The following is a 17,351-nucleotide window of genomic DNA, read 5'->3' as shown; positions in this document are numbered from 1 at the left end:
CCGCTGCGTCAGACCTCGCTGAACTGCTGCTCCTCCGCTCGCGGGAACGACGGGAGGACGGTTTCGGCGAGTTCGTGGAGGACCTCGTCCACCGGCCTGCGGCCGCAGCGGAGGCTGAGGGACAGGTGGCTCACGCCGTGGTCGTCGAGGGTGCCGAGGTGGTCCAAGAGGGCGGTGCGGCCGAGGCGGAGGCCGTGGAAGATCGGGGACGGCGGTGTGGCGGGGGAGTCGGTCAGGTCGAGCATCATCGGCATGAGGTACGGCTTGCGGGCGCCCAGCGCGTCGGTGAGGTCGTGCCACTGGCGCAGTTGGCCCGCGAGGCCCGCCAGGTCGCGGGGGTAGTTGAACCAGCCCTCCGCGTGCTCGGCGATCCACTCCAGTGACTGCTGGGCCTTGCCCGCGACGACCAGCGGGATGCTCGTGTCGACGGGCTTGGGCAGCACGTCGAGCGCCTGGTCGGCGTGCAGGCCCAGGGCGGGGGCGGTGATGCCCTCGCCGGGGGCGGGGACGCGCCACGCCGCTCGGACCGTGTCGACGGCCGCGCGGAAGGCCGCGCCGCGCTGGGCGTAGTCGACGTCGAACAGCGGGTACTCGATCGGGCGGTCGCCGCTGGCGATGCCGAACACGAAGCGGCCGCCGGACAGGACGTCCACGGTGGCGGCGGCTTTCGCGGCCAGCAGCGGGTTGCGCAGCGGCAGGACGACGGCCGCCGTGCCGAGGACGGCGCGGGTGGTCGTGGCGGCGAGGTGGCCCAGGTGGGTGAAGGTCTCGAACACCGTCCCGGCGTCGCCGAAGCGGACCGGGTCGTACAGCGGCACGTCGCGGACCCACAGGGCGGCGAAGCCCAGGCGGTCGGCGAGGGTGGCCAGTTCGGCGTGGCGCGCCAGGTTCGGCACGCCCGGCGGGCGGCCGCTGACCAGGTCGGTGTCCAGCGGCAGGTCGATGCCGATGGTGAGGCGGCCGTCAGGGCGGTCTAGCCCGCGCAAAGCGCTGGTGGCCATGGGGAATCCTCCGTGTCGCGGGCGGTCTGGTGGAACGGTATTGCCCGGCGGACGGCCGCGGTGGCGCGCTACATCGGAAGTTTTAGCCCGAGCCATCCAAAGGTGCACCGCGGGCGACGGCGTCGGCGCCCGCGGTGGTCACGCGGTCGGCACCGGGACCGCCGTGACGGCCTTCAGGTGCGCCAGCACGGGCTCGAACGCCCCGGCGGGCGCGGTGGCCGCCAGGTGGCCGTCCGGGCGCACCAGCAGCACCAGCGGCTTGCCGCCGAAGTGGCTCGTCAACGCGGTCCGGTCCTGACCCGCCAGGTCCCGCACCGCGGCCAGGGAGCCGAACGACGCCGTGGCGTGCTCGACGACCGCCGCCCAGTCGCGGGGGACCGCCTTGCCCGGCCACAGCAGCACCGTGTGCCGGTCCTGGTCGAGCACCGCCCCGGTGGGCGCGGAGAAGAACGGCACCCGCCTGCCGGGCTGGGCGCGCTTCGGTTGCGGGCGCAGCAGGGAACGGCGCTGGGGCTTGCCGTAGGCCAACCCCACCTGGCTGATCAGCGGGGCCGCCAGCCGGTCCATCAGCCCGGTCATCCTGGCGATGGCGAACAACGAGTCGCGGACCAGCATCGGCAGCGGCTTGATCTGCTTGGCGGACAGGATCTGCTTGTCCACCACCGTGGTCACCTGCTCCGCGGCCCGACGGCGTTCGCTGTCGTAGGTGTCGATCACGGGTTCCGCCAGCCTGCCGCGGATCACGCCGCCGAGCTTCCACCCCAGGTTGAACGCGTCCTGGATGCCGAGGTTGAGGCCCTGCCCGCCCAGCGGCACCACGCAGTGCGCCGCGTCGCCCACGAGCAGCACCTGCCCCACCCGGAACCGCTCGGCGATGCCCGGCCGCGGCTGGAACGTCCGGATCCACCGCGGCTCGCCGATCTCGTACGGCAGGCTGGCGCGCTTGTCCACGATGGCCTGGAGCTGCTCGCGGCTCAACGACTGCCAGCCGTCGCCGACGGGCGGCACGATGGACGCGAGCCTGCCGATCCCGTTGCCCATCGGGATCAGCGGCAGCAGGCCGTTGCGCGAGTAGTGGTACTCGACCTCCGTCCCGACCGGGCCCGCCACCGGGAAGTCGCCGATGGAGATGCCGAGCTCGAACGGCTTGCCGGGGTACGGCACGCCGAGCAGCTTGCGGGTCGTGCTGCTGACGCCGTCCGCGCCGATCATCCACTTCGGCCGGACCACCTCGACGGTCCCGTCGGCGTGCCGCAGCTCCGCGCTCGGCTCCTGCGGCTCGACCGCCGTCAGCGTCACGCCGAGCTCGTACGTGCCGCCGAGTTCGACGAACCTGGCGCGCAGCACGGCCTCGATCTCCCGCTGCGGCAACGAGAGCGTGAACGGCGACGCGGTGCCCAGCCGGTTCATCGGGACGGTGCCGAGCCGCCTGCCGCGGGAGAAGTAGCCGACTCCGGTGATCTGGAAGCCGAGCGCCACCAGGTCGTCGACCACGCCGATGCGGCGCAGCAGCTCCAGCATCCTCGGCCAGATCAGCACGGCCCGCGAGTGCGGGTCCCCGTTGTCCAGCACCTCCTTGCGGTCGACGACGCGCACCGACACGCCCTGCTGGAGCAGGTCGCACGCGAGCATCGTGCCCACCGCGCCGCCGCCGACGACCAACACGTCGGGATCGCTCATGCCCTGTGCCCCCAGTTCTTCAGAAAACGGAGATGTCCGGCCACACCAGGGCGCTCGCGCCCCAGGTGACGCCGCCGCCGAACGCCGCGAGCAGCACGCGCTCCCCGGCGGCCAGGCCACCGGAGTTCGCGGCGTCGGCCAGCGCCAGCGGGATCGAGGCCGCGGAGGTGTTGCCGACCTTGTCGAGGTTCACCACGACCCGGTCGCGCGGCACGCCGAGCTGCTCGGCCACGGTGGCGAGGATGCGCACGTTGGCCTGGTGGCCGACGAACCGGTCGACGCTGTCGACCGTCCACCCGGTGCGCTCCAGCACCGCGCGGGCCGCGCCCTCCATGCGTTCGACGGCGCTGCGGAACACCCGCTTGCCGTCCATCCGGAAGTAGGTGTCGTCCGGCGAGACGGGCAGGCCGCTGAGCCGCTGCCGCGAGCCGCCCGCCGGGATCATGATCAGCTCGGCGAGCGTGCCGTCGCTGCCGAGGTCGACCTCCAGCACCGCGCCCGGCTCGTCCCGGTCGCCCGCGGTGAGCACGACCGCGCCCGCTCCGTCGCCGAAGATGACGGACGTGGTGCGGTCGTTGGGGTTCAGGATCGAGCTGTAGGTCTCCGCGCCGATGACGAGCACCGACTCGGCCATGCCGGACACGATGGCGGCGGTGGCCGTGGACAGCCCGTAGAGGAACCCCGTGCACACGGCGGCGATGTCGTAGGCGGCCACGGTGCCGAGCCCCAGCCGGGACGCCACGGTCGGCGCGGTCGCCGGGCACGGGTGGTCGGGGGTGGTGGTGGCGACCACGACCAGGTCGACGTGGTCGCGGTCGGCGGCCTTGAGCGCCCGCGCGCCCGCGTCGACGGCCAGGTCGCTGGTGGCGGTGCCCGGCGCGCTGACGTGCCGCTGGGCGATGCCGGTCCGACTGCGGATCCACGCGTCGGAGGTGTCGAGTCGTTGGGCCAGTTCGTCGTTCGTGACCACGCGCGGCGGCACGACGGCGCCCAGCCCGCGCAGCACGGCGGCCCGGCTCACCGGGGGCCTCGAGAATCGGTCGATGGCATCGTGTTCCTCGTTTCGTGCGAGGGGGAGGCGCACCCGACGTCTGCGGGGCTGCGACGTCCTGACGCTAACGGCGTCCGAGGCCGGTCCAACCGCTTGCTGCCACTAGGGATTCGCCGCGGGTCGAAAGTGGTAGTCCGTTGCCGCGCAAGGGGAAACGCCCGCGGGGCGCTCGTGAGCCGAGCGTCCCGCGGGCGTTGGTGCGCGCACGGTCAGGGCGTGGGGGTGGCCACCCGCGACCGGCGCAAGAACAGTCCGACGACCACCGCGCCGACCACGACGACGATCGCGTCGATCAGCACCGCGCCCGTCACGCCGCCGAGCACGGCGTCACCGCGCGACGCGCCCTCCGCGGTCCGCGTGTGGATGCCGCTCGCCGCGATGGCGCTCATGATCGGGATGCCGATCGTGATGCCCACCTGCTGGGTCACCGACGTCAGGCCCGTGGCGAGGCCCTGCTCGTCGTTGGAGAGCCCGGAGGTCGCGGTGACCATGTAGCCGACGATCGCGATCATGTGGCCGAAGCCGCCGATCGAGGTCGCGACGATGACCAGGACGACGCCGTTCGTGCTCGGCGGCACCAGGAACAGCGCGGCGGTCGCGACGCCCTGCACCAGCAGGCCGCTCGCGAGCGCCGCCGGGCTGCCGAACCGGCCGATGACGCGCGGCGCGACGATGCCGCCGATGAACGAGGTCACGCCCATCACGGCGAACGCCAGACCGGCCGACAGCGCGGAGTAGCCCAGCACCTCCTGGAGGTACAGCGTCATCAGGAAGATCGCGGACGTCTCCATGGTGAAGCTGACCAGGCCGCCGAGGTTGCCCCAGCTGACCGTGGAGCGGGTCAGGATGCGGATCGGCGCCAGCGGCGACTCCACCCGCAGCTCGATGAAGACGAACGCCACGAACAGCACCACGGCCGCCGCCAGCGACAGCAGCCCGGTCGAGTCGCCCCAGCCGCGCGCGCCCAGCGTGGAGATGCCGAACACCAGCGCCACCAGCCCGAGGCTCACGGCCACCGCGCCGGGCACGTCGATCTTCGTGCGCACCGCCGCCTTGCTCTCGGTCAGCACGGCGGGGGCGAGCAGCAGCACGATCAAACCGACGGGGACGTTGATGAGGAACGCCCAGCGCCAGCTGGCCACCCCGGTCAGCACGCCGCCCAGCACCGCGCCGACGGTGAACCCGGCGGACAGCAGCGCGCCGTTGAGCCCGAGCGCCCGGTCCCGCAGCGGCCCCTCCGGGAACGACGTCGTCAGCAGCGACATCCCGGCCGGGATCACGATGCCGGTCGCGAGCCCCTGCGCCACGCGGGCGGCGAGCAGCAGCGTCGGCGTGCTCGCGAGGCCGCCCACCAGCGAGGCCACGACGAGCAGCCCCATGCCCAGCAGCAGCATCTTGCGCCGCCCGGCGATGTCGGCGACGCGGCCGAACACCAGCGTGGTGCCCGCCGACGCCAGCGCGAACGCCGTCGCGATCCACTGGAAGTTCTCCAGCGCGAAGCCGAGGCTGTTGCCGATCACCGGGATCGCCACGTTGAGGATGGAGAAGTCGGCGGACACCATGAACTGGGCGCCCAGCAGCAGCACGAGGATGGTCTTCTGCCGCCCGGTCATCACCGGGAGCGGTGGCGTCGTCGCCGGTGATGACACTCCGTCAAGGGTCGACATCTGATTGGCCTTTCCAAGCATTGTTCACCGACGCGGACGGCGGCAGAGTCGAATAGCCATCGCGGTATTCCGATGGGAGACGAGGTGGAGATTAGATCGGCCACCGACGTCCGGGAAACGCCACTGCACCCGAAGTTCGGGGAACTACATCCAAAGTAGTAGGGCGCGGACGAAGGATGTATGCGTCGCTTGATCAAGTCGTGCCATAGTCGACGAAGGCCCGTGTCCACTCCGGGCGATTTGTCAGCTGTCCCGCCCATCCCCGAACGGCGACCAGGGAGTGACGATGAGCGTACCCAGCATTCCACTCGGCACCACGGACATGAGCATCAGCAGACTAGGTTTCGGCGCTTGGGCCGTCGGTGGAGCCGACTGGAAGTTCGGTTGGGGCCCGCAGGACGACGCGGACTCCATCGCCACCATCACCGCGTTGGTGGACAGCGGCGTCAACTGGATCGACACCGCCCCCGCCTACGGCCTCGGCCACTCGGAGGAGGTCGTCGGCAAGGCGCTCGCCGCCCTGCCCGAGGCGGACCGCCCCCTGGTCTTCACCAAGGTGGGCCTGGTCTGGCCGGACGACGCCGACCGCACCGGGTTCCCCCGCAAGGTCATGCGCGCGGGCAGCGTCCGCGAGGAGGTCCACGCCTCCCTGCGCAGGCTGGGCGTCGACCGCCTCGACCTCCTCCAGGTCCACTGGCCGGGCGACGGCCGCCTCGCGGGCCTCGAGGACGACGAACCCGACCCCGAGTCCGACCGGTACGCGACCGACTTGGCCGACTACTGGCAGACCATGGCGGACCTCAAGCGAGAAGGCCTGGTCCGCGCGATCGGCCTCTCCAACCACGACGTGGGCCAGCTCGCCGCGGCCGAGGCCATCGCCCACGTGGACACCCTGCAACCCCCGTACTCCCTGCTCCAGCGCGACGCGACACCCGAGTTGGAGTGGTGCGCCGCCCACGGCACCGGCGTGATCGTCTACCAACCGCTCCACTCCGGCCTCCTCACCGGCACCTTCAGCAAGGAACGCGTGGACGCCCTCCCGGAGGCCGACTGGCGCCGGGGAGCCCCCGACTTCACCGACAACCTCGCGCAGAACCTCGCCCTGGTGGACGCCCTGCGACCCATCGCCGCAGCTCACGACACGTCGGTCTCCTCGATCGCGATCGCCTGGGCGCTGGCGGCGCGGGGAGTGACCGGCGCGATCGTCGGCGCGCGCCGCCCGGACCAGATCACCACCTGGCTGGACGCGGCCACCGTCACCCTCACCGACGACGACTTCGCCCGGATCACGAAGGCCCTGCCCAGCCCCGTGGAGCAGTAAGACCTGGTGAGGGGAGGAGGAAGTCGACCACGACGACAGCCCCAGCCGGGCTTGAGCACGGTGACCGAGCCTGGGCCACGACCAGAGGGGAATCGAGTGGCAACCGCCGGATGCGCCTCCGGACCCACCCTCTGGCGGGTCCTCCGCCTCTGCTGGACCCAGTCCCGACCCGTGGTCCAGGCGATCTTCCTCCTCCGCTTCACCTCGGCCGCCCTCCTCGCCACGACCGAGGGGCACACCCCCTCCCACCTCCTGTCGGGCACCACGGCCTGGGCTCTCGCCGTCTTCACCGTCTACCTCGTCAACGGTGTCCACGACGCCGTCGAGGACACCGTCAACCACCCCACCCGCCCCATCCCCGCAGGCACGCTCCACCCGCGAACGGCCGCCCGCGTCGCCCTGACCTCCGCGACCCTCGCCCTGGCGTCCGCCTCGCTGGCCGGTCCCTGCCTCCTGGCCCTGACCGCGGTGTTCCTGCTGGCGGGCCACCTGTACTCGGCCCCCGGCATCGCCCTGAAGAGGCACACCGCGGGAACGACCGCCGTGGTCCTGACCGGCGGCCTGACCACCTACCTGGCGGGTTTCGCCGCCGCGGGCGGCCACCACCTGACGACCGTCCTCGTCCTCGCCACGGCGATGTCCCTGTGGATGGCCCTGGTGGGAGCCGTGGCGAAGGACTTCACCGACGTCACCGGCGACCGCCGGGCGGGCCGCCGGACCACCGTCATCCGGCTGGGCCCCACCAGGGCCAGGCGACGGGTCACGACGAACGCCCTCCTCATCGGAACCGGATTCCTCGCGACCGCCGCGGCCGTCGTTCCGCCCCTCGTCCCGTCCGCCGCCGCCACGCTCGCCGGAGCGGCCGCCCTGACGATCACCCGATTCCCCTACCGCGTCTACATGCGCACCCAGTACGCCGCGCACCTCCTCGCGTTCGGAGTACTCGCGTTTGCGATTCTTTCGCCATAGTCGGAGTACCCCGAACACCGCGCTACCCGGCGTGTGAACTGTGTGTCGGCCGTGTTTCGCGAATGATGCGATAGTCGATGATTATGGCCATAATGGGCTTCCTCACCCCGAAAAGAGGCTTCGGTAGGGGGTGCGGCATTCGATTGACCCCCCTAGACCCCCATGCTACCGTCGACCACGGGTTGGATCATCGGCGTGGATGCGAACCAATACCATTCTCCGAAAAATGAATTGACGACTGGTCGGTCCACGGTCGAACGGCTGGGGAACCGCGACAACTTCTACCGCCACTGGGGGTGGCCGCACCAATCGACGTGCGCTCGTTTCGCACGCGAAGCGTGTTCTTGCGCGCCGGGGACAACGGTCGGACCGATTCGGACACCATCGCCGCGTCCGGGTTCGCAGCGCCGCGAACGCCGGTGTGGGCGCGGTGGAACCCGACCTGGCAGCCATGGCACGGCACTTCGCCGCGAGCGGTGCGCGTCGCTGTAAACGCGTGGTCGACGGGGCGTTGGGACCTCCGCCCGACCCGCGTCCGCTTCTCGACTGCGACACATGGGAGAGGGCATGGGCAGCGACAGTGCTGCGGCAGGGGGCGCTCCGTCCGAGGACTTAGTCGGGGCCCGCTGTGCACGCACGAGTCATCGTTTCAACCCGCTGGAACCCGACGGCCGACCGCCGATCTGGGCCAGGTTCGCCGCTCGCCAGGACGAGCTGCTGTTCGAGTACCGCACGCGGCTCGCCGCGGCGGGTTCCCCGCTGGTCGCCGACCCGGAGACCGCTCGGGGCTGCCTCGACCACGCCGCCGTGATCATCGGCGAGTGCGTCCGGAGCCTGCGGGAGGGGTCGGTCGTGGTCAGCGACGACGCCTGGGTCCTCGCCTCGGAGATCGGCGCGCAGCGGGCGGCCCGCGGCGTGCACCCGGTGGAGTCGCTGCGCGCGGGGGCGGTGCTCGCCGAGCTGGTGATCCTCACCCTGCACGAGGTGACCGAGGGCGCGACGCCGTTCCTGCTGCCCGCGCTGCTGACGCTCAACCAGTCCATCGCCGCGCGGATGCACCTGGCGTCGCTGGCGTACGACAGGTTCCTGTTCGAGCAGATCAAGCAGGCGCAGGCGGACAGCAGCCGCACGCTCGCCAGGGAGATCCACGACCACGTCGGCAACGGCGTCAGCCTGGCGCACCGGCAGTTGGAGCTCTACGACATCCTCCGCGCGGACGACCGCGTGAGCGCGCACCACAAGGTCGTGCAGGCGCGGCGGGTGCTGACCGAGACGCTCGACACGACCCGCAGGCTGGTGTCGGGGTTGCGCGCGCTCGACCCGCGCACGGGGCTGCGGGAGGCGTTGCAGATGTTCGTGTCCACCGTGGACTCCGACCGCGCCGAGGTCGACGTGGTCATCGACGGCGACGAGCGCTGGTTCTCGCACGAGGTGGCGGGGGAGCTGTTCGCGGTGCTGCGCGAGGCGTTGCGCAACGCCTTCAAGCACGCCGACCCGTCGCGGATCGCCGTGGGCGTGCGGGTGACGCCGTGGCAGGTGCGCGCGCACGTCGAGGACGACGGCAGCGGGTTCGAGCCGCGGCAGCACGGGCCCGGCAACGGCCTGGCGGCGATGACCGAACGCGCGTCGATGCTCGGCGGAACGCTCAGCGTCACCAGCATTCCGGGGGCGGGGACGCGGCTGGAGGTCACGATTCCGCTGAGGGGGGAGCGGCATGATCGAGGAGCCTGACCGGGAGCCGATCCGCATCCTGGTCGCCGACGACCACACCCTGCTGCGGGAAGCGGTGTGCGAGATGCTGAGGATGGAGACCGGGCTCCAGGTCGTGGGCGAGGCCGACGACGCGGCGGACGCCGTGGTGCTGGCGGCCAGGCTGCTGCCGGACGTGGTGCTGCTGGACGTCGGGATGCCCGGCAACCAGCCCCGCGCCACGGTGCGCAGGCTCGCCCAGGTCGCGCCGCGCGCGCAGGTGCTGATCCTGAGCATGTACACCGATCAACGCCTGGTGCAGGAACTCCTGAGCAGCGGCGTGCGCGGCTACCTGCACAAGAGCGTCAGCCGCCAGGAGCTGGTCACGGCGATCAGGACCGTGTGCGCCGACGACCGGCGGGTGGTCGTCTCGGTCGCCTGGCCCGCGCCGGGGCAGGCGACCGAGGAGGACGAGGACCGACTGTCCATTCGGGAGCGTGAAGTGCTGGCGCTCGTGGCGAAGGCCATGAGCAACCGGCAGATCGCGTCCCGGCTGGAGATCACCGAGGGCACGGTGAAGCGCCACCTGCGCAACATCTTCGCCAAGCTCGGCGCCGTGTCGCGCATCGACGCCGTCAACAAGGGCGTCGCCGCCGCGCTGATCCACCAGCCGTCGGACCGCCGCGGTCCGCTCAGCGCGCCGACAGGGGTCTTCCCGGCGCCGCCCGCGGCGAGTGCGCCGAGCTGATCAGCCCCGCCTCGACGGCGCGGTTGACCGCATCGATGCGGGAGACCGCGCCGATCTTGGCGAAGATGTTGTGCAGGTGCCGTTTCACGGTCGCCTCGGTGATGCCGAGGCGGACCGCGATCTGCCGGTTGCTCAACGCCTGCGCCACCAGCTCCAGCAGGTCGTGCTCCCGCCGGGACAGCGGGCTCGGCCGCGCCGCCGGTCGCTCGGCCTCCGGTGACACGGAGATCTGCACGCTGCGCGCGTCCCGCACCGCGCTGCGGATCACCGACACCAGGTGCTGGCGGCTGACGCCTTTGCTCAGGTAGCCGCGCACGCCCAGCGCGAGCAGGTCTTGCACGAACGCCGACGAGTCGTACATGCTCAGGATGATCACCCTGGTGGTGGGCGCGGACTCGTGCAGCCGCTGCACGGTCAGCGCCACCGGGATGCCGGGCATGTCGATGTCCAGCAGCACGACGTCCGGCCGCAGCTCGGTCGCCGCGGCCACGGCGGACGCGCCGTCGCCGACGTCGCCGACGACGGTGAAGCCGGGTTCGGCGGACAGGGACTCGCGCAACGTCTCCCGCAGGATCGCGTGGTCGTCCGCGAGCAGGATCGTGATCGGGGTCGGGTCGGTCACGGCAGCGGCAGCTCGACGTCGACCAGGGTGCGCCCCGGCGAGCTGGTGAACTCCAGCGTGCCGCCCAGCGACGCGGCGCGCTCGCCCATGGACACCATGCCGAACCCGCGCCGGGCGGCCGCGCGCTCGGGGTCGAAGCCGCCGCCGTCGTCCTCCACCCGCGCGGTGATCGACCGCGTGCTGATGTCCACCAGCACCACGGCCTTGCGCGCCCCGGCGTGCGCGAACACGTTGAGCAGCGCCTCCCGGACGATGAGGAACAGCTCGTTGCGGTGCCGGTCCGGCACCATCCGCTGGTTGCCGGTGACCTTGACGTGCACGACCGTGCGCCCCGACCCGGCGGTGTCCGCGAAGGCGGCGATCTCCTTCTCCAGGTCGACGGTGGCGGGCCCGTCGGCGAACTCGACGATCAGCCTGCGCACGATGGAGATCGCCGACGCCAGGTGCTCGCGCGCCGAGGAGACGCGCTCGGCCGAGGCCTCGTCCGCCAGCCCGTACAGCTCGCCCAGTTCCAGCTGGTGCATGGCGATGCTCAGCTCGTGGCCCAGCTCGTCGTGCACCTCCCGCGCGAGCTGCCTGCGCTCGCGCTTGCGGGCCTCGTCCGCGGTCCGCAGGATGAAGATGTCGTAGGAGTCGCCCGCCACCCGCACGGGCGAGGCCAGGTTGCGGTGCAGCGCCGCGAGCGCGGCGGACAGCTCCGGCAACGTCTCCGGCCGCTCGGCCGCGAGCTGCACCAGCTCCGCCACGACCACGTCCATCAGCACGCCCGCGCCACCCGGCGGGGTCGCGCCGACCGGCTCCGGCGGCGGCTCCTCCGCCCGCTCCAGGTCGGTGACCGTCGCGCGCAGGATCGCGTCCGCCCGCGCGATGCACTCGGGCAGCACCGCCGGGTCCTTGCCCAGCGAGCTGCCGGTGTCGCGCAGCCTGCTCTCCAGCGTGCGCAGGATCTCGGCGCGACGGGAGTCGAGCAGCCCGCCGACGGAGACCCCGGTGTTCGGGTGCCGGTCCATTGTTCCCCCACGGTGGACCCGGAAACGGCGCGGACGGACGTCCACGCCGTCCCCCGATCCTACCGGGCGGCCGTCCGGAGGGGACCTGCCCAACAGGGTGGGACGCGGGTCTCACCGGGCCCGCTCCAGCACGGGCCAGCCCTGCCGGGTGGCGTGTCCTACCAGGTCCGGGTCGTCGCCGACGACCACCGGGTGCCCGACCAGGTCGAGCACCGGGAGATCGCTGGCGTGGTCGCCGTAGGCGCTGGAGCCCGCCAGGTCGACGCCCAGCCGGTCCGCGATCCCCAGCACGGCCGCCGCCTTCGCCGCGCCGATCATCGGCGTGGCCACGGCGCCGGTGTAGCGGCCGTCCCGGACCTCCGGGAGCGTGCACACCAGCAGGTCCGCGCCGACGTGCTCGGCGATCGGGTCCAGGCAGGCGGGGAACGAGCCGGACACCAGCACCGTCAGCTCGCCCGCCGCCCGGTGCGCCCGGAACCGCGCCAGCACCGGCTCGTGGAACGGGCCGGCCGCCAGTTCCTCGGCGAACCAGCGGCGGCCCTGCTCGGCGACCTCGGCGACGTCCGCGCCCGCGAAGTTCCGGTAGTACTCGACCAGCGCCGCCCCCCGGCCACCGACGCGCGCCGCCCTGACCCGCTCGTACGCCGCGGCGTACTCGGAGCCGGGGCGGTCGCGCAGCCGGTGGGCCAGGAAGCGGAAGACGCTCGGCACCGCGATCAGCGTGTCGTCGACGTCGAAGAACGCTCCGGTGCGCATGGTCAGGTCGTCGCCAGGCGCTTGGACTCCACCAGCGCCGCGGCCTCGCTGATGGTCAGCTCCGGCACGAGTTCGCTGTCGGGCACCCGCACCGCGAACCGGCGCTCCAGCACGACCGCCATCTCGATCAGCACCAGCGAGTCGACCTCCAGGGACTCGAAGGTCGCGTCGGCGTCCAAGTCGCTCTCCACCATCCCGTACTTGTCCACCAGCAGCGAGCGGATCAGCTCCGCAGGGGACTCGGGCGACCGCCGCTCCTGCGCGGGCACGGTGTCCGCCGCGAGCGTGGTGTCGGCGGCGCGCTCGGTCTCGTCGCGCACGTCCATCGCGTCGTACTCCCGCTGCGCCAGCGCGATGGCCTCCTCCGCGGTCCGCACGACCGGCAGGTCGAAGATCGCCGCGATGCGCGCCAGCCGTTCCGGCAGCGTGCCACCTACGATGTGGTACGGGATCTCCAGTTCCGTCAACGTCTTCATCAGGTGCTCGTCGGACATCGACCGGAACCGCTCGTTGACCGGCCGGTGCCCGTCCTCGGCCAGGGGCAGCTCGTTCGGCAGGTGCACGAACGCGTCGAACGTGCCCTTGACGTGCCGCTTCATCGCCTTGCCCAGCTCGCTCATCACGTCCTCGAAGAACGCCAGCTCGGGCGTCTTCTCGACCGACTCCAGGTCGGACAGGTGCACGGAGTCGTTCGGGTTGATCCCGACCGTGACGCGCACGGAGCCGTAGATCCACTCCTGCAACGAGGAGCCGTCGGAGATGAAGCCGTCCCACAGCCTGCTCTCGTGCACGGCGCGGTCGACGTGGCGGACCACGACCATCTGGAGCAGCTCGGCCGCGGTGCACTCGTCGAGGGTCTTGCCCGGCGCGGCCTCGGGCAGGATCTCCCGCATGGTCTTCGCCTTGGTGCGCGGAATGCCCGTGTAGTGGGACAGCGCCATCCCGGTGATCGTCTTGCCGGAGGAGTAGGTTCCGGAGATGCCCAGTCGCATGGTTCGGCCACCGTTTCGTTTGGGGGAGCAGGGTTCTAGGACGGGATGCGGTGCGCGACGGCGCACCGGGTGACCACGCCGAAGCAGGCGCCGACGATCGTGGCCGTGCGCCACGTCTCGCCGCGCGCGAGCAGCAGGCTGCTGTCGTGCAGCTCGGTGGTCGTGGGGAACCACAGGCCCGCCTGCCGGTCGGCCGGGGGTCCCGCGGTGATGGTGGTGTTCCGCATCCACAGGGTGTCGCTCTCGGCGCGGGTCAGGCCGTCGGTCTCGTAGAGCAGGACCTGGCCCAGCTGCAACGCGACCACGAACGAGTCGATCATCGACACGACCGGTCCGCGCGCGGACTCCGGGCCGGTGTCGGGCCGCCCGTCGGTGGGCGGCTCGACCAGCACCATCGCGTCGGCCCGCGCCGGGGCGTCGTCGCGGACGTCGGTCAGCACCTCGTCGATGAACTGCCGCCACCGCTGGAAACCCGCGCCGTAGAGGCCGGGGTACCCCGCGCCCAAGGCGGTGTCGAGGTCCTCGTCGACCTCGGCGCGCACCCCTGCGGCGGCGTGCACCAGCTCGACCCGGACGCGCATGGTCGACACTCGGCAGTCCAGGGTGGACACCAGCAGGCCGTCACCGGCGGACTCGGTGGTGAGGTGCTGGGCGGAGAACGGCAGCGAGGCGAAACCGTCCTCGATGGGCTTGGTGGGGGCCTTGATGTCCACCCGGCGGATCCACGTGCGCCTGCGCGCCGCGGCGTCCAGGCCGTGCGTCCGGGAGGTGAGGGTCTCGGCCGCGCGGACCGCGAGGATCAGCACGTCCAGGGTGGACAGGTGGGGGCGGAGTTCGTTGTCCTCGCCCTTCTTCGACCAGTCCACCGGGTGGTGGACCTCCACGACGGCGCGGACGGCGTCGGCGGACAGCTCCGCGCCGGTGACGGTGTAGTCGACCCGGCGGTAGCCGGAGCCGAAGAAGCGCGTCGCTCCGGGACCGAGGTGGTCGTCGACGGACTTCGCGACCAGCGTCCCGCTGTTGTTCGTGATCATCGGCATCCCCTCGTCGAGTCGAGTTCGACGCTAGTGGCGGTCGAGCCGCCGTCCGGGGAACCGTGCCTCTTAGGGGTGGTGGAGTGGCCGAAAGTGGTACGCCCCAAGGGATCGGAACGCCGATCAGGCCGGTCCCCCGAGCGGGGAACGGCCTGATCGGCAGGGAGGAGCGGGGATCAGAACGCGGCGGCGGCCGCCTCCGCCTCGGCGAGGGCCTTCGCGTACAGCCCGGCCGGGTCGGCGGCCATCACGTTGCCGTCGAAGCGGATCTCGGTGACGTCGGTGATGCCGACGAACCGCAGCCAGTCGAGGAAGAACGTGCTGTGGAAGTCCACGCCGAACGCCGCGGACACGCCCTGGGCGTAGACCCCGCTGGAGTACACCACGAGCGCCTTCTTGCCGGTGAGCAGACCGGAGTAGCCCGCGGCGGGGTCGAAGCCGAACGCCCAGCCCGGCTGGGAGACGACGTCGATCCAGTGCTTGAGGACGTACGGCACGCCCGCGTTCCACATCGGGATGTTGAAGACGTACTCGTCGGCGGCGGCGAAGCGGTCGAACACCGCGCGGGCCTGCGCCCACAGGTCGGCCTGCTCGGGCGTCTGCTCCTGGCCGGAGAACACGGCCATCTTCGCGCCCGCGGCCACGGTGCCGAACTCGGGGAGGCTGTCCTCGAACAGCGAGAGGGTGTCCACCTTGGACTCCGGCTTGCGGGTCCGGTAGGCGTCGACGAAGGCGTTGGCGATGGCGAGCGACTGGCTCGCGCCGCCTCGCGGTGACGAGTTCACGTGCAGCAGTTGGCTCATGGCGCTGGTGCCCTTCGGGACGGTGCTCGTGCGAGGTCTCCCACATCAAACGAGAGGAACCGTTGCCGCTCAACAACACTGCCACTTAAGGCGCAATCGCTACATCCAAGGTTGTAGTGTGCCGCCCGCGCACGCGGGGAAGGGGCATTGTGTGCGTCATGCCGCTGACAGTTCGGTTCCACCGCCTCGGCGGCCCGGAAGTCCTGCAACTGGACGACCTGCCCACCGTCGAACCCGGACCGGGTGAGCTCCGGCTCCGCGTGACGGCCATCGGGCTCAACCGCGCGGAGGTCGCCTTCCGCCAGGGCCGCTACATCGACCGGCCCCGCGCCTTCCCGTGCGGGCTGGGCTACGAGGCCGCCGGTGTCGTGTCCGCGATCGGCCCCGCCGTGGCCGGGTTCGCCCCCGGCCACCGGGTGAGCGTCGTGCCCGCTTTCTCCCAGAACGACTACGGCACGTACGGCGAGGAGGTCGTGGTGCCCGCCGCCGCGGTCGTCCGCCGGGCGGCCGGGGTCGACGCGATCACCAGCGCGGCGGCGTGGATGCAGTACCTCACGCCCTACGGCGCGCTGGTCGACAGCGGCGGTCTGCGTGCCGGTGACTCCGTCGTGGTCACGGCGGCGAACAGCAGCGTCGGCGTGGCCACGATCCAGCTCGCCCGGCTCGTTGGGGCGCTGCCGATCGCGGTCGTCCGGTCCGGCGAGCAGACCGGGGTCGTCCTGGCCGCCGGGGCCGCGCGGGTGGTCGTCGGCGGGGGCGAGGAGCTGGTCGAGGCGGTGCTGGCCGAGACCGACGGCCGCGGCGCGGACTTCGTGTTCGACGCGGTCGCCGGACCCGGTGTCCGCGACCTGTACCGGGCCACCGCGACCGGCGGGTCGCTGGTCGTGCACGGCACGCTCAGCGGCGAGCCGACGCCGTTCCCCGGCACCGACGACATGCGCGCGGTCTCCCTGCGCGCGTACACGTTGTTCGAGGTCACGCGGTCGCCGGAGCGGCTGCGCCGGGCGGAGCGGTTCATCGGCGCGGGACTGGCGTCGGGCGCGCTGCGGCCGGTGGTGGACCGGACGTTCGACCTCACGGAAATCGTCGCCGCGCACGAGTACCTGGAGTCCGGGGCGCGCGCGGGCAAGGTCGTGGTCACGGTGGGGGGCCGGGCGTCGTGAAGTTCGGGTTCATCGCCTTCCCCACCAGGGAGTCCATCCGGCCCGCCGAGTTCGCGGCGCTGCTGGAGTCCCGCGGCTTCGAGTCGCTGTTCTACCCCGACCACACCCACATCCCGGAGCGGACGCCCGAGCACTACGACGTGGCCGGGCTGCCCGCGGAGTTCCGCAACGGCCTTGACTGCTTCGTCGCGCTGGCCGCCGCCGCGACGGCCACCACCACGCTGACCATCGGCACGGCCGTCGCGCTGGTGACCGAACGGGACCCGCTCGTCACGGCGAAGGCCGTGGCGTCGCTGGACGTCCTGTCCGACGGCCGGATGCACTTCGGCGTCGGGCCGGGCTGGATCTACCAGGAACTCCGCAACCACGGCGTGCGGCCCGCCGACCGGTGGGCGGTGATGCGCGAGCGGGTCGAGGCGATGAAGGAGATCTGGACCAACGACGTCGCCTCCTACCACGGGCGGTTCGTGGACTTCGACCACGTGACGTCGTGGCCGAAGCCGGTGCGGCGGCCGTACCCGCCGATCCTGGTGGCGGGCAACGGTCCCAGGGTCGCCGAGCGGGTGGTCGCCTACGGCGACGAGTGGATCCCCATGCTGCGGCCCGGCGTGCTCGACGACATCGCCGAGTTCCGCCGCACCGCCCGCAAACCGGGCTCCGACGAGCCCATCCCGGTCACGCTGTTCGGCGGCGTGCCCGAGGACGTCGCCGCGTACGAGCGCGCGGGCGTCGACCGCTGCCTGTTCTGGCCGCGTCCCGCCGACACCGCGGCGACGACCCGGCTGGTCGACGAGATCGCACTGGGGCTGGGCGACCGACTGGGCGCCACGGCCTGAAACCCCTTC

At 72.0% G+C, this 17,351-nt stretch carries 16 protein-coding genes; 6 read left to right on the top strand and 10 right to left on the bottom strand.

The features are described from left to right. Window positions 1-8 precede the first annotated feature (8 nt). The 4 genes from ACFWW9_RS13590 to ACFWW9_RS13575 form a co-directional block, all read right to left on the bottom strand. On the bottom strand, window positions 9-1,001 hold the full coding sequence (locus ACFWW9_RS13590; protein ID WP_390375915.1) for a TIGR03571 family LLM class oxidoreductase: 993 nt from the start codon (window positions 999-1,001) through the stop codon (window positions 9-11). A 138-nt stretch (window positions 1,002-1,139) separates the two neighbouring features. Beyond that, complete coding sequence (locus ACFWW9_RS13585) at window positions 1,140-2,681, bottom strand: FAD-dependent monooxygenase (protein WP_390375912.1); 1,542 nt, start codon at window positions 2,679-2,681, stop codon at window positions 1,140-1,142. Window positions 2,682-2,700: 19 nt separating this feature from the next. Beyond that, window positions 2,701-3,702: a beta-ketoacyl-ACP synthase III gene (locus ACFWW9_RS13580; RefSeq protein WP_390375909.1), complete on the bottom strand. Its 1,002-nt coding sequence runs from the start codon at window positions 3,700-3,702 to the stop codon at window positions 2,701-2,703. A gap of 239 nt (window positions 3,703-3,941) precedes the next feature. Next, complete coding sequence (locus ACFWW9_RS13575) at window positions 3,942-5,381, bottom strand: MFS transporter (RefSeq protein ID WP_390375906.1); 1,440 nt, start codon at window positions 5,379-5,381, stop codon at window positions 3,942-3,944. Window positions 5,382-5,685: 304 nt separating this feature from the next. Here ACFWW9_RS13575 and ACFWW9_RS13570 point away from each other — a divergent pair, with 304 nt between their 5' ends. The 4 genes from ACFWW9_RS13570 (at window position 5,686) to ACFWW9_RS13555 (ending at window position 10,126) form a co-directional block, all read left to right on the top strand. Further along, complete coding sequence (locus ACFWW9_RS13570; protein WP_390375904.1) at window positions 5,686-6,720, top strand: aldo/keto reductase; 1,035 nt, start codon at window positions 5,686-5,688, stop codon at window positions 6,718-6,720. Window positions 6,721-6,816: 96 nt separating this feature from the next. Next, on the top strand, window positions 6,817-7,689 hold the full coding sequence (locus tag ACFWW9_RS13565; protein ID WP_390375901.1) for a UbiA family prenyltransferase: 873 nt from the start codon (window positions 6,817-6,819) through the stop codon (window positions 7,687-7,689). A gap of 567 nt (window positions 7,690-8,256) precedes the next feature. After that, a complete protein-coding gene (locus ACFWW9_RS13560; RefSeq protein ID WP_390375898.1) occupies window positions 8,257-9,420 on the top strand; it encodes a sensor histidine kinase in 1,164 nt (387 codons plus the stop codon). Then, window positions 9,404-10,126, top strand: coding sequence for a response regulator (locus ACFWW9_RS13555; protein WP_390375895.1), 723 nt, complete (start codon window positions 9,404-9,406; stop codon window positions 10,124-10,126). Before ACFWW9_RS13560 ends, ACFWW9_RS13555 begins: the two co-directional genes overlap by 17 nt. On the opposite strand, the gene ACFWW9_RS13550 is transcribed toward ACFWW9_RS13555, so the two are convergent. From ACFWW9_RS13550 to ACFWW9_RS13525, 6 genes are all read right to left on the bottom strand, one after another. Beyond that, a complete protein-coding gene (locus ACFWW9_RS13550; RefSeq protein ID WP_390375892.1) occupies window positions 10,071-10,748 on the bottom strand; it encodes a response regulator in 678 nt (225 codons plus the stop codon). The genes ACFWW9_RS13555 and ACFWW9_RS13550 overlap by 56 nt on opposite strands. Beyond that, on the bottom strand, window positions 10,745-11,758 hold the full coding sequence (locus ACFWW9_RS13545) for a sensor histidine kinase (protein WP_390375889.1): 1,014 nt from the start codon (window positions 11,756-11,758) through the stop codon (window positions 10,745-10,747). The genes ACFWW9_RS13550 and ACFWW9_RS13545 overlap by 4 nt, the downstream gene beginning before the upstream one ends. Window positions 11,759-11,869: 111 nt before the next feature. After that, window positions 11,870-12,514 (bottom strand): HAD family hydrolase, encoded by a 645-nt coding sequence (locus ACFWW9_RS13540; protein WP_390375887.1) that lies wholly within the window; start codon window positions 12,512-12,514, stop codon window positions 11,870-11,872. 2 nt (window positions 12,515-12,516) lie between these two features. After that, entirely contained in the window at window positions 12,517-13,506 is a 990-nt protein-coding gene (locus ACFWW9_RS13535) for a phosphopantetheine-binding protein (protein WP_390375884.1), read from the bottom strand. A gap of 35 nt (window positions 13,507-13,541) precedes the next feature. Further along, window positions 13,542-14,540, bottom strand: a complete 999-nt coding sequence (locus ACFWW9_RS13530) for an AvrD family protein (protein ID WP_390375881.1) — start codon at window positions 14,538-14,540, stop codon at window positions 13,542-13,544. Between the two features lie 176 nt (window positions 14,541-14,716). Continuing rightward, window positions 14,717-15,343: an FMN-dependent NADH-azoreductase gene (locus ACFWW9_RS13525; RefSeq protein WP_390375878.1), complete on the bottom strand. Its 627-nt coding sequence runs from the start codon at window positions 15,341-15,343 to the stop codon at window positions 14,717-14,719. A gap of 158 nt (window positions 15,344-15,501) precedes the next feature. Here ACFWW9_RS13525 and ACFWW9_RS13520 point away from each other — a divergent pair, with 158 nt between their 5' ends. Both ACFWW9_RS13520 and ACFWW9_RS13515 read left to right on the top strand, forming a co-directional pair. Continuing rightward, window positions 15,502-16,506, top strand: a complete 1,005-nt coding sequence (locus tag ACFWW9_RS13520; protein WP_390375875.1) for a zinc-dependent alcohol dehydrogenase family protein — start codon at window positions 15,502-15,504, stop codon at window positions 16,504-16,506. Continuing rightward, window positions 16,503-17,342: a TIGR03619 family F420-dependent LLM class oxidoreductase gene (locus ACFWW9_RS13515; protein ID WP_390375872.1), complete on the top strand. Its 840-nt coding sequence runs from the start codon at window positions 16,503-16,505 to the stop codon at window positions 17,340-17,342. The genes ACFWW9_RS13520 and ACFWW9_RS13515 overlap by 4 nt, the downstream gene beginning before the upstream one ends. Window positions 17,343-17,351 lie beyond the last annotated feature (9 nt).

This window comes from Umezawaea sp. NPDC059074, from assembly GCF_042738955.1.
GTDB lineage: Bacteria > Actinomycetota > Actinomycetes > Mycobacteriales > Pseudonocardiaceae > Umezawaea.
This window is presented reverse-complemented; position numbering and strand designations above follow the sequence as displayed.

Excerpts from the sequence above, each read along its gene's own strand:
- ACFWW9_RS13570 (WP_390375904.1), top strand. The coding sequence starts at position 5,686 with ATGAGCGTACCCAGCATTCCACTCGGCACCACGGACATGAGCATCAGC.
- ACFWW9_RS13545 (WP_390375889.1), bottom strand. The coding sequence starts at position 11,758 with ATGGACCGGCACCCGAACACCGGGGTCTCCGTCGGCGGGCTGCTCGAC.
- ACFWW9_RS13520 (WP_390375875.1), top strand. The coding sequence starts at position 15,502 with ATGCCGCTGACAGTTCGGTTCCACCGCCTCGGCGGCCCGGAAGTCCTG.
- ACFWW9_RS13525 (WP_390375878.1), bottom strand. The coding sequence starts at position 15,343 with ATGAGCCAACTGCTGCACGTGAACTCGTCACCGCGAGGCGGCGCGAGC.
- ACFWW9_RS13560 (WP_390375898.1), top strand. The coding sequence starts at position 8,257 with ATGGGCAGCGACAGTGCTGCGGCAGGGGGCGCTCCGTCCGAGGACTTA.
- ACFWW9_RS13530 (WP_390375881.1), bottom strand. The coding sequence starts at position 14,540 with ATGATCACGAACAACAGCGGGACGCTGGTCGCGAAGTCCGTCGACGAC.
- ACFWW9_RS13555 (WP_390375895.1), top strand. The coding sequence starts at position 9,404 with ATGATCGAGGAGCCTGACCGGGAGCCGATCCGCATCCTGGTCGCCGAC.
- ACFWW9_RS13540 (WP_390375887.1), bottom strand. The coding sequence starts at position 12,514 with ATGCGCACCGGAGCGTTCTTCGACGTCGACGACACGCTGATCGCGGTG.
- ACFWW9_RS13590 (WP_390375915.1), bottom strand. The coding sequence starts at position 1,001 with ATGGCCACCAGCGCTTTGCGCGGGCTAGACCGCCCTGACGGCCGCCTC.
- ACFWW9_RS13585 (WP_390375912.1), bottom strand. The coding sequence starts at position 2,681 with ATGAGCGATCCCGACGTGTTGGTCGTCGGCGGCGGCGCGGTGGGCACG.
- ACFWW9_RS13535 (WP_390375884.1), bottom strand. The coding sequence starts at position 13,506 with ATGCGACTGGGCATCTCCGGAACCTACTCCTCCGGCAAGACGATCACC.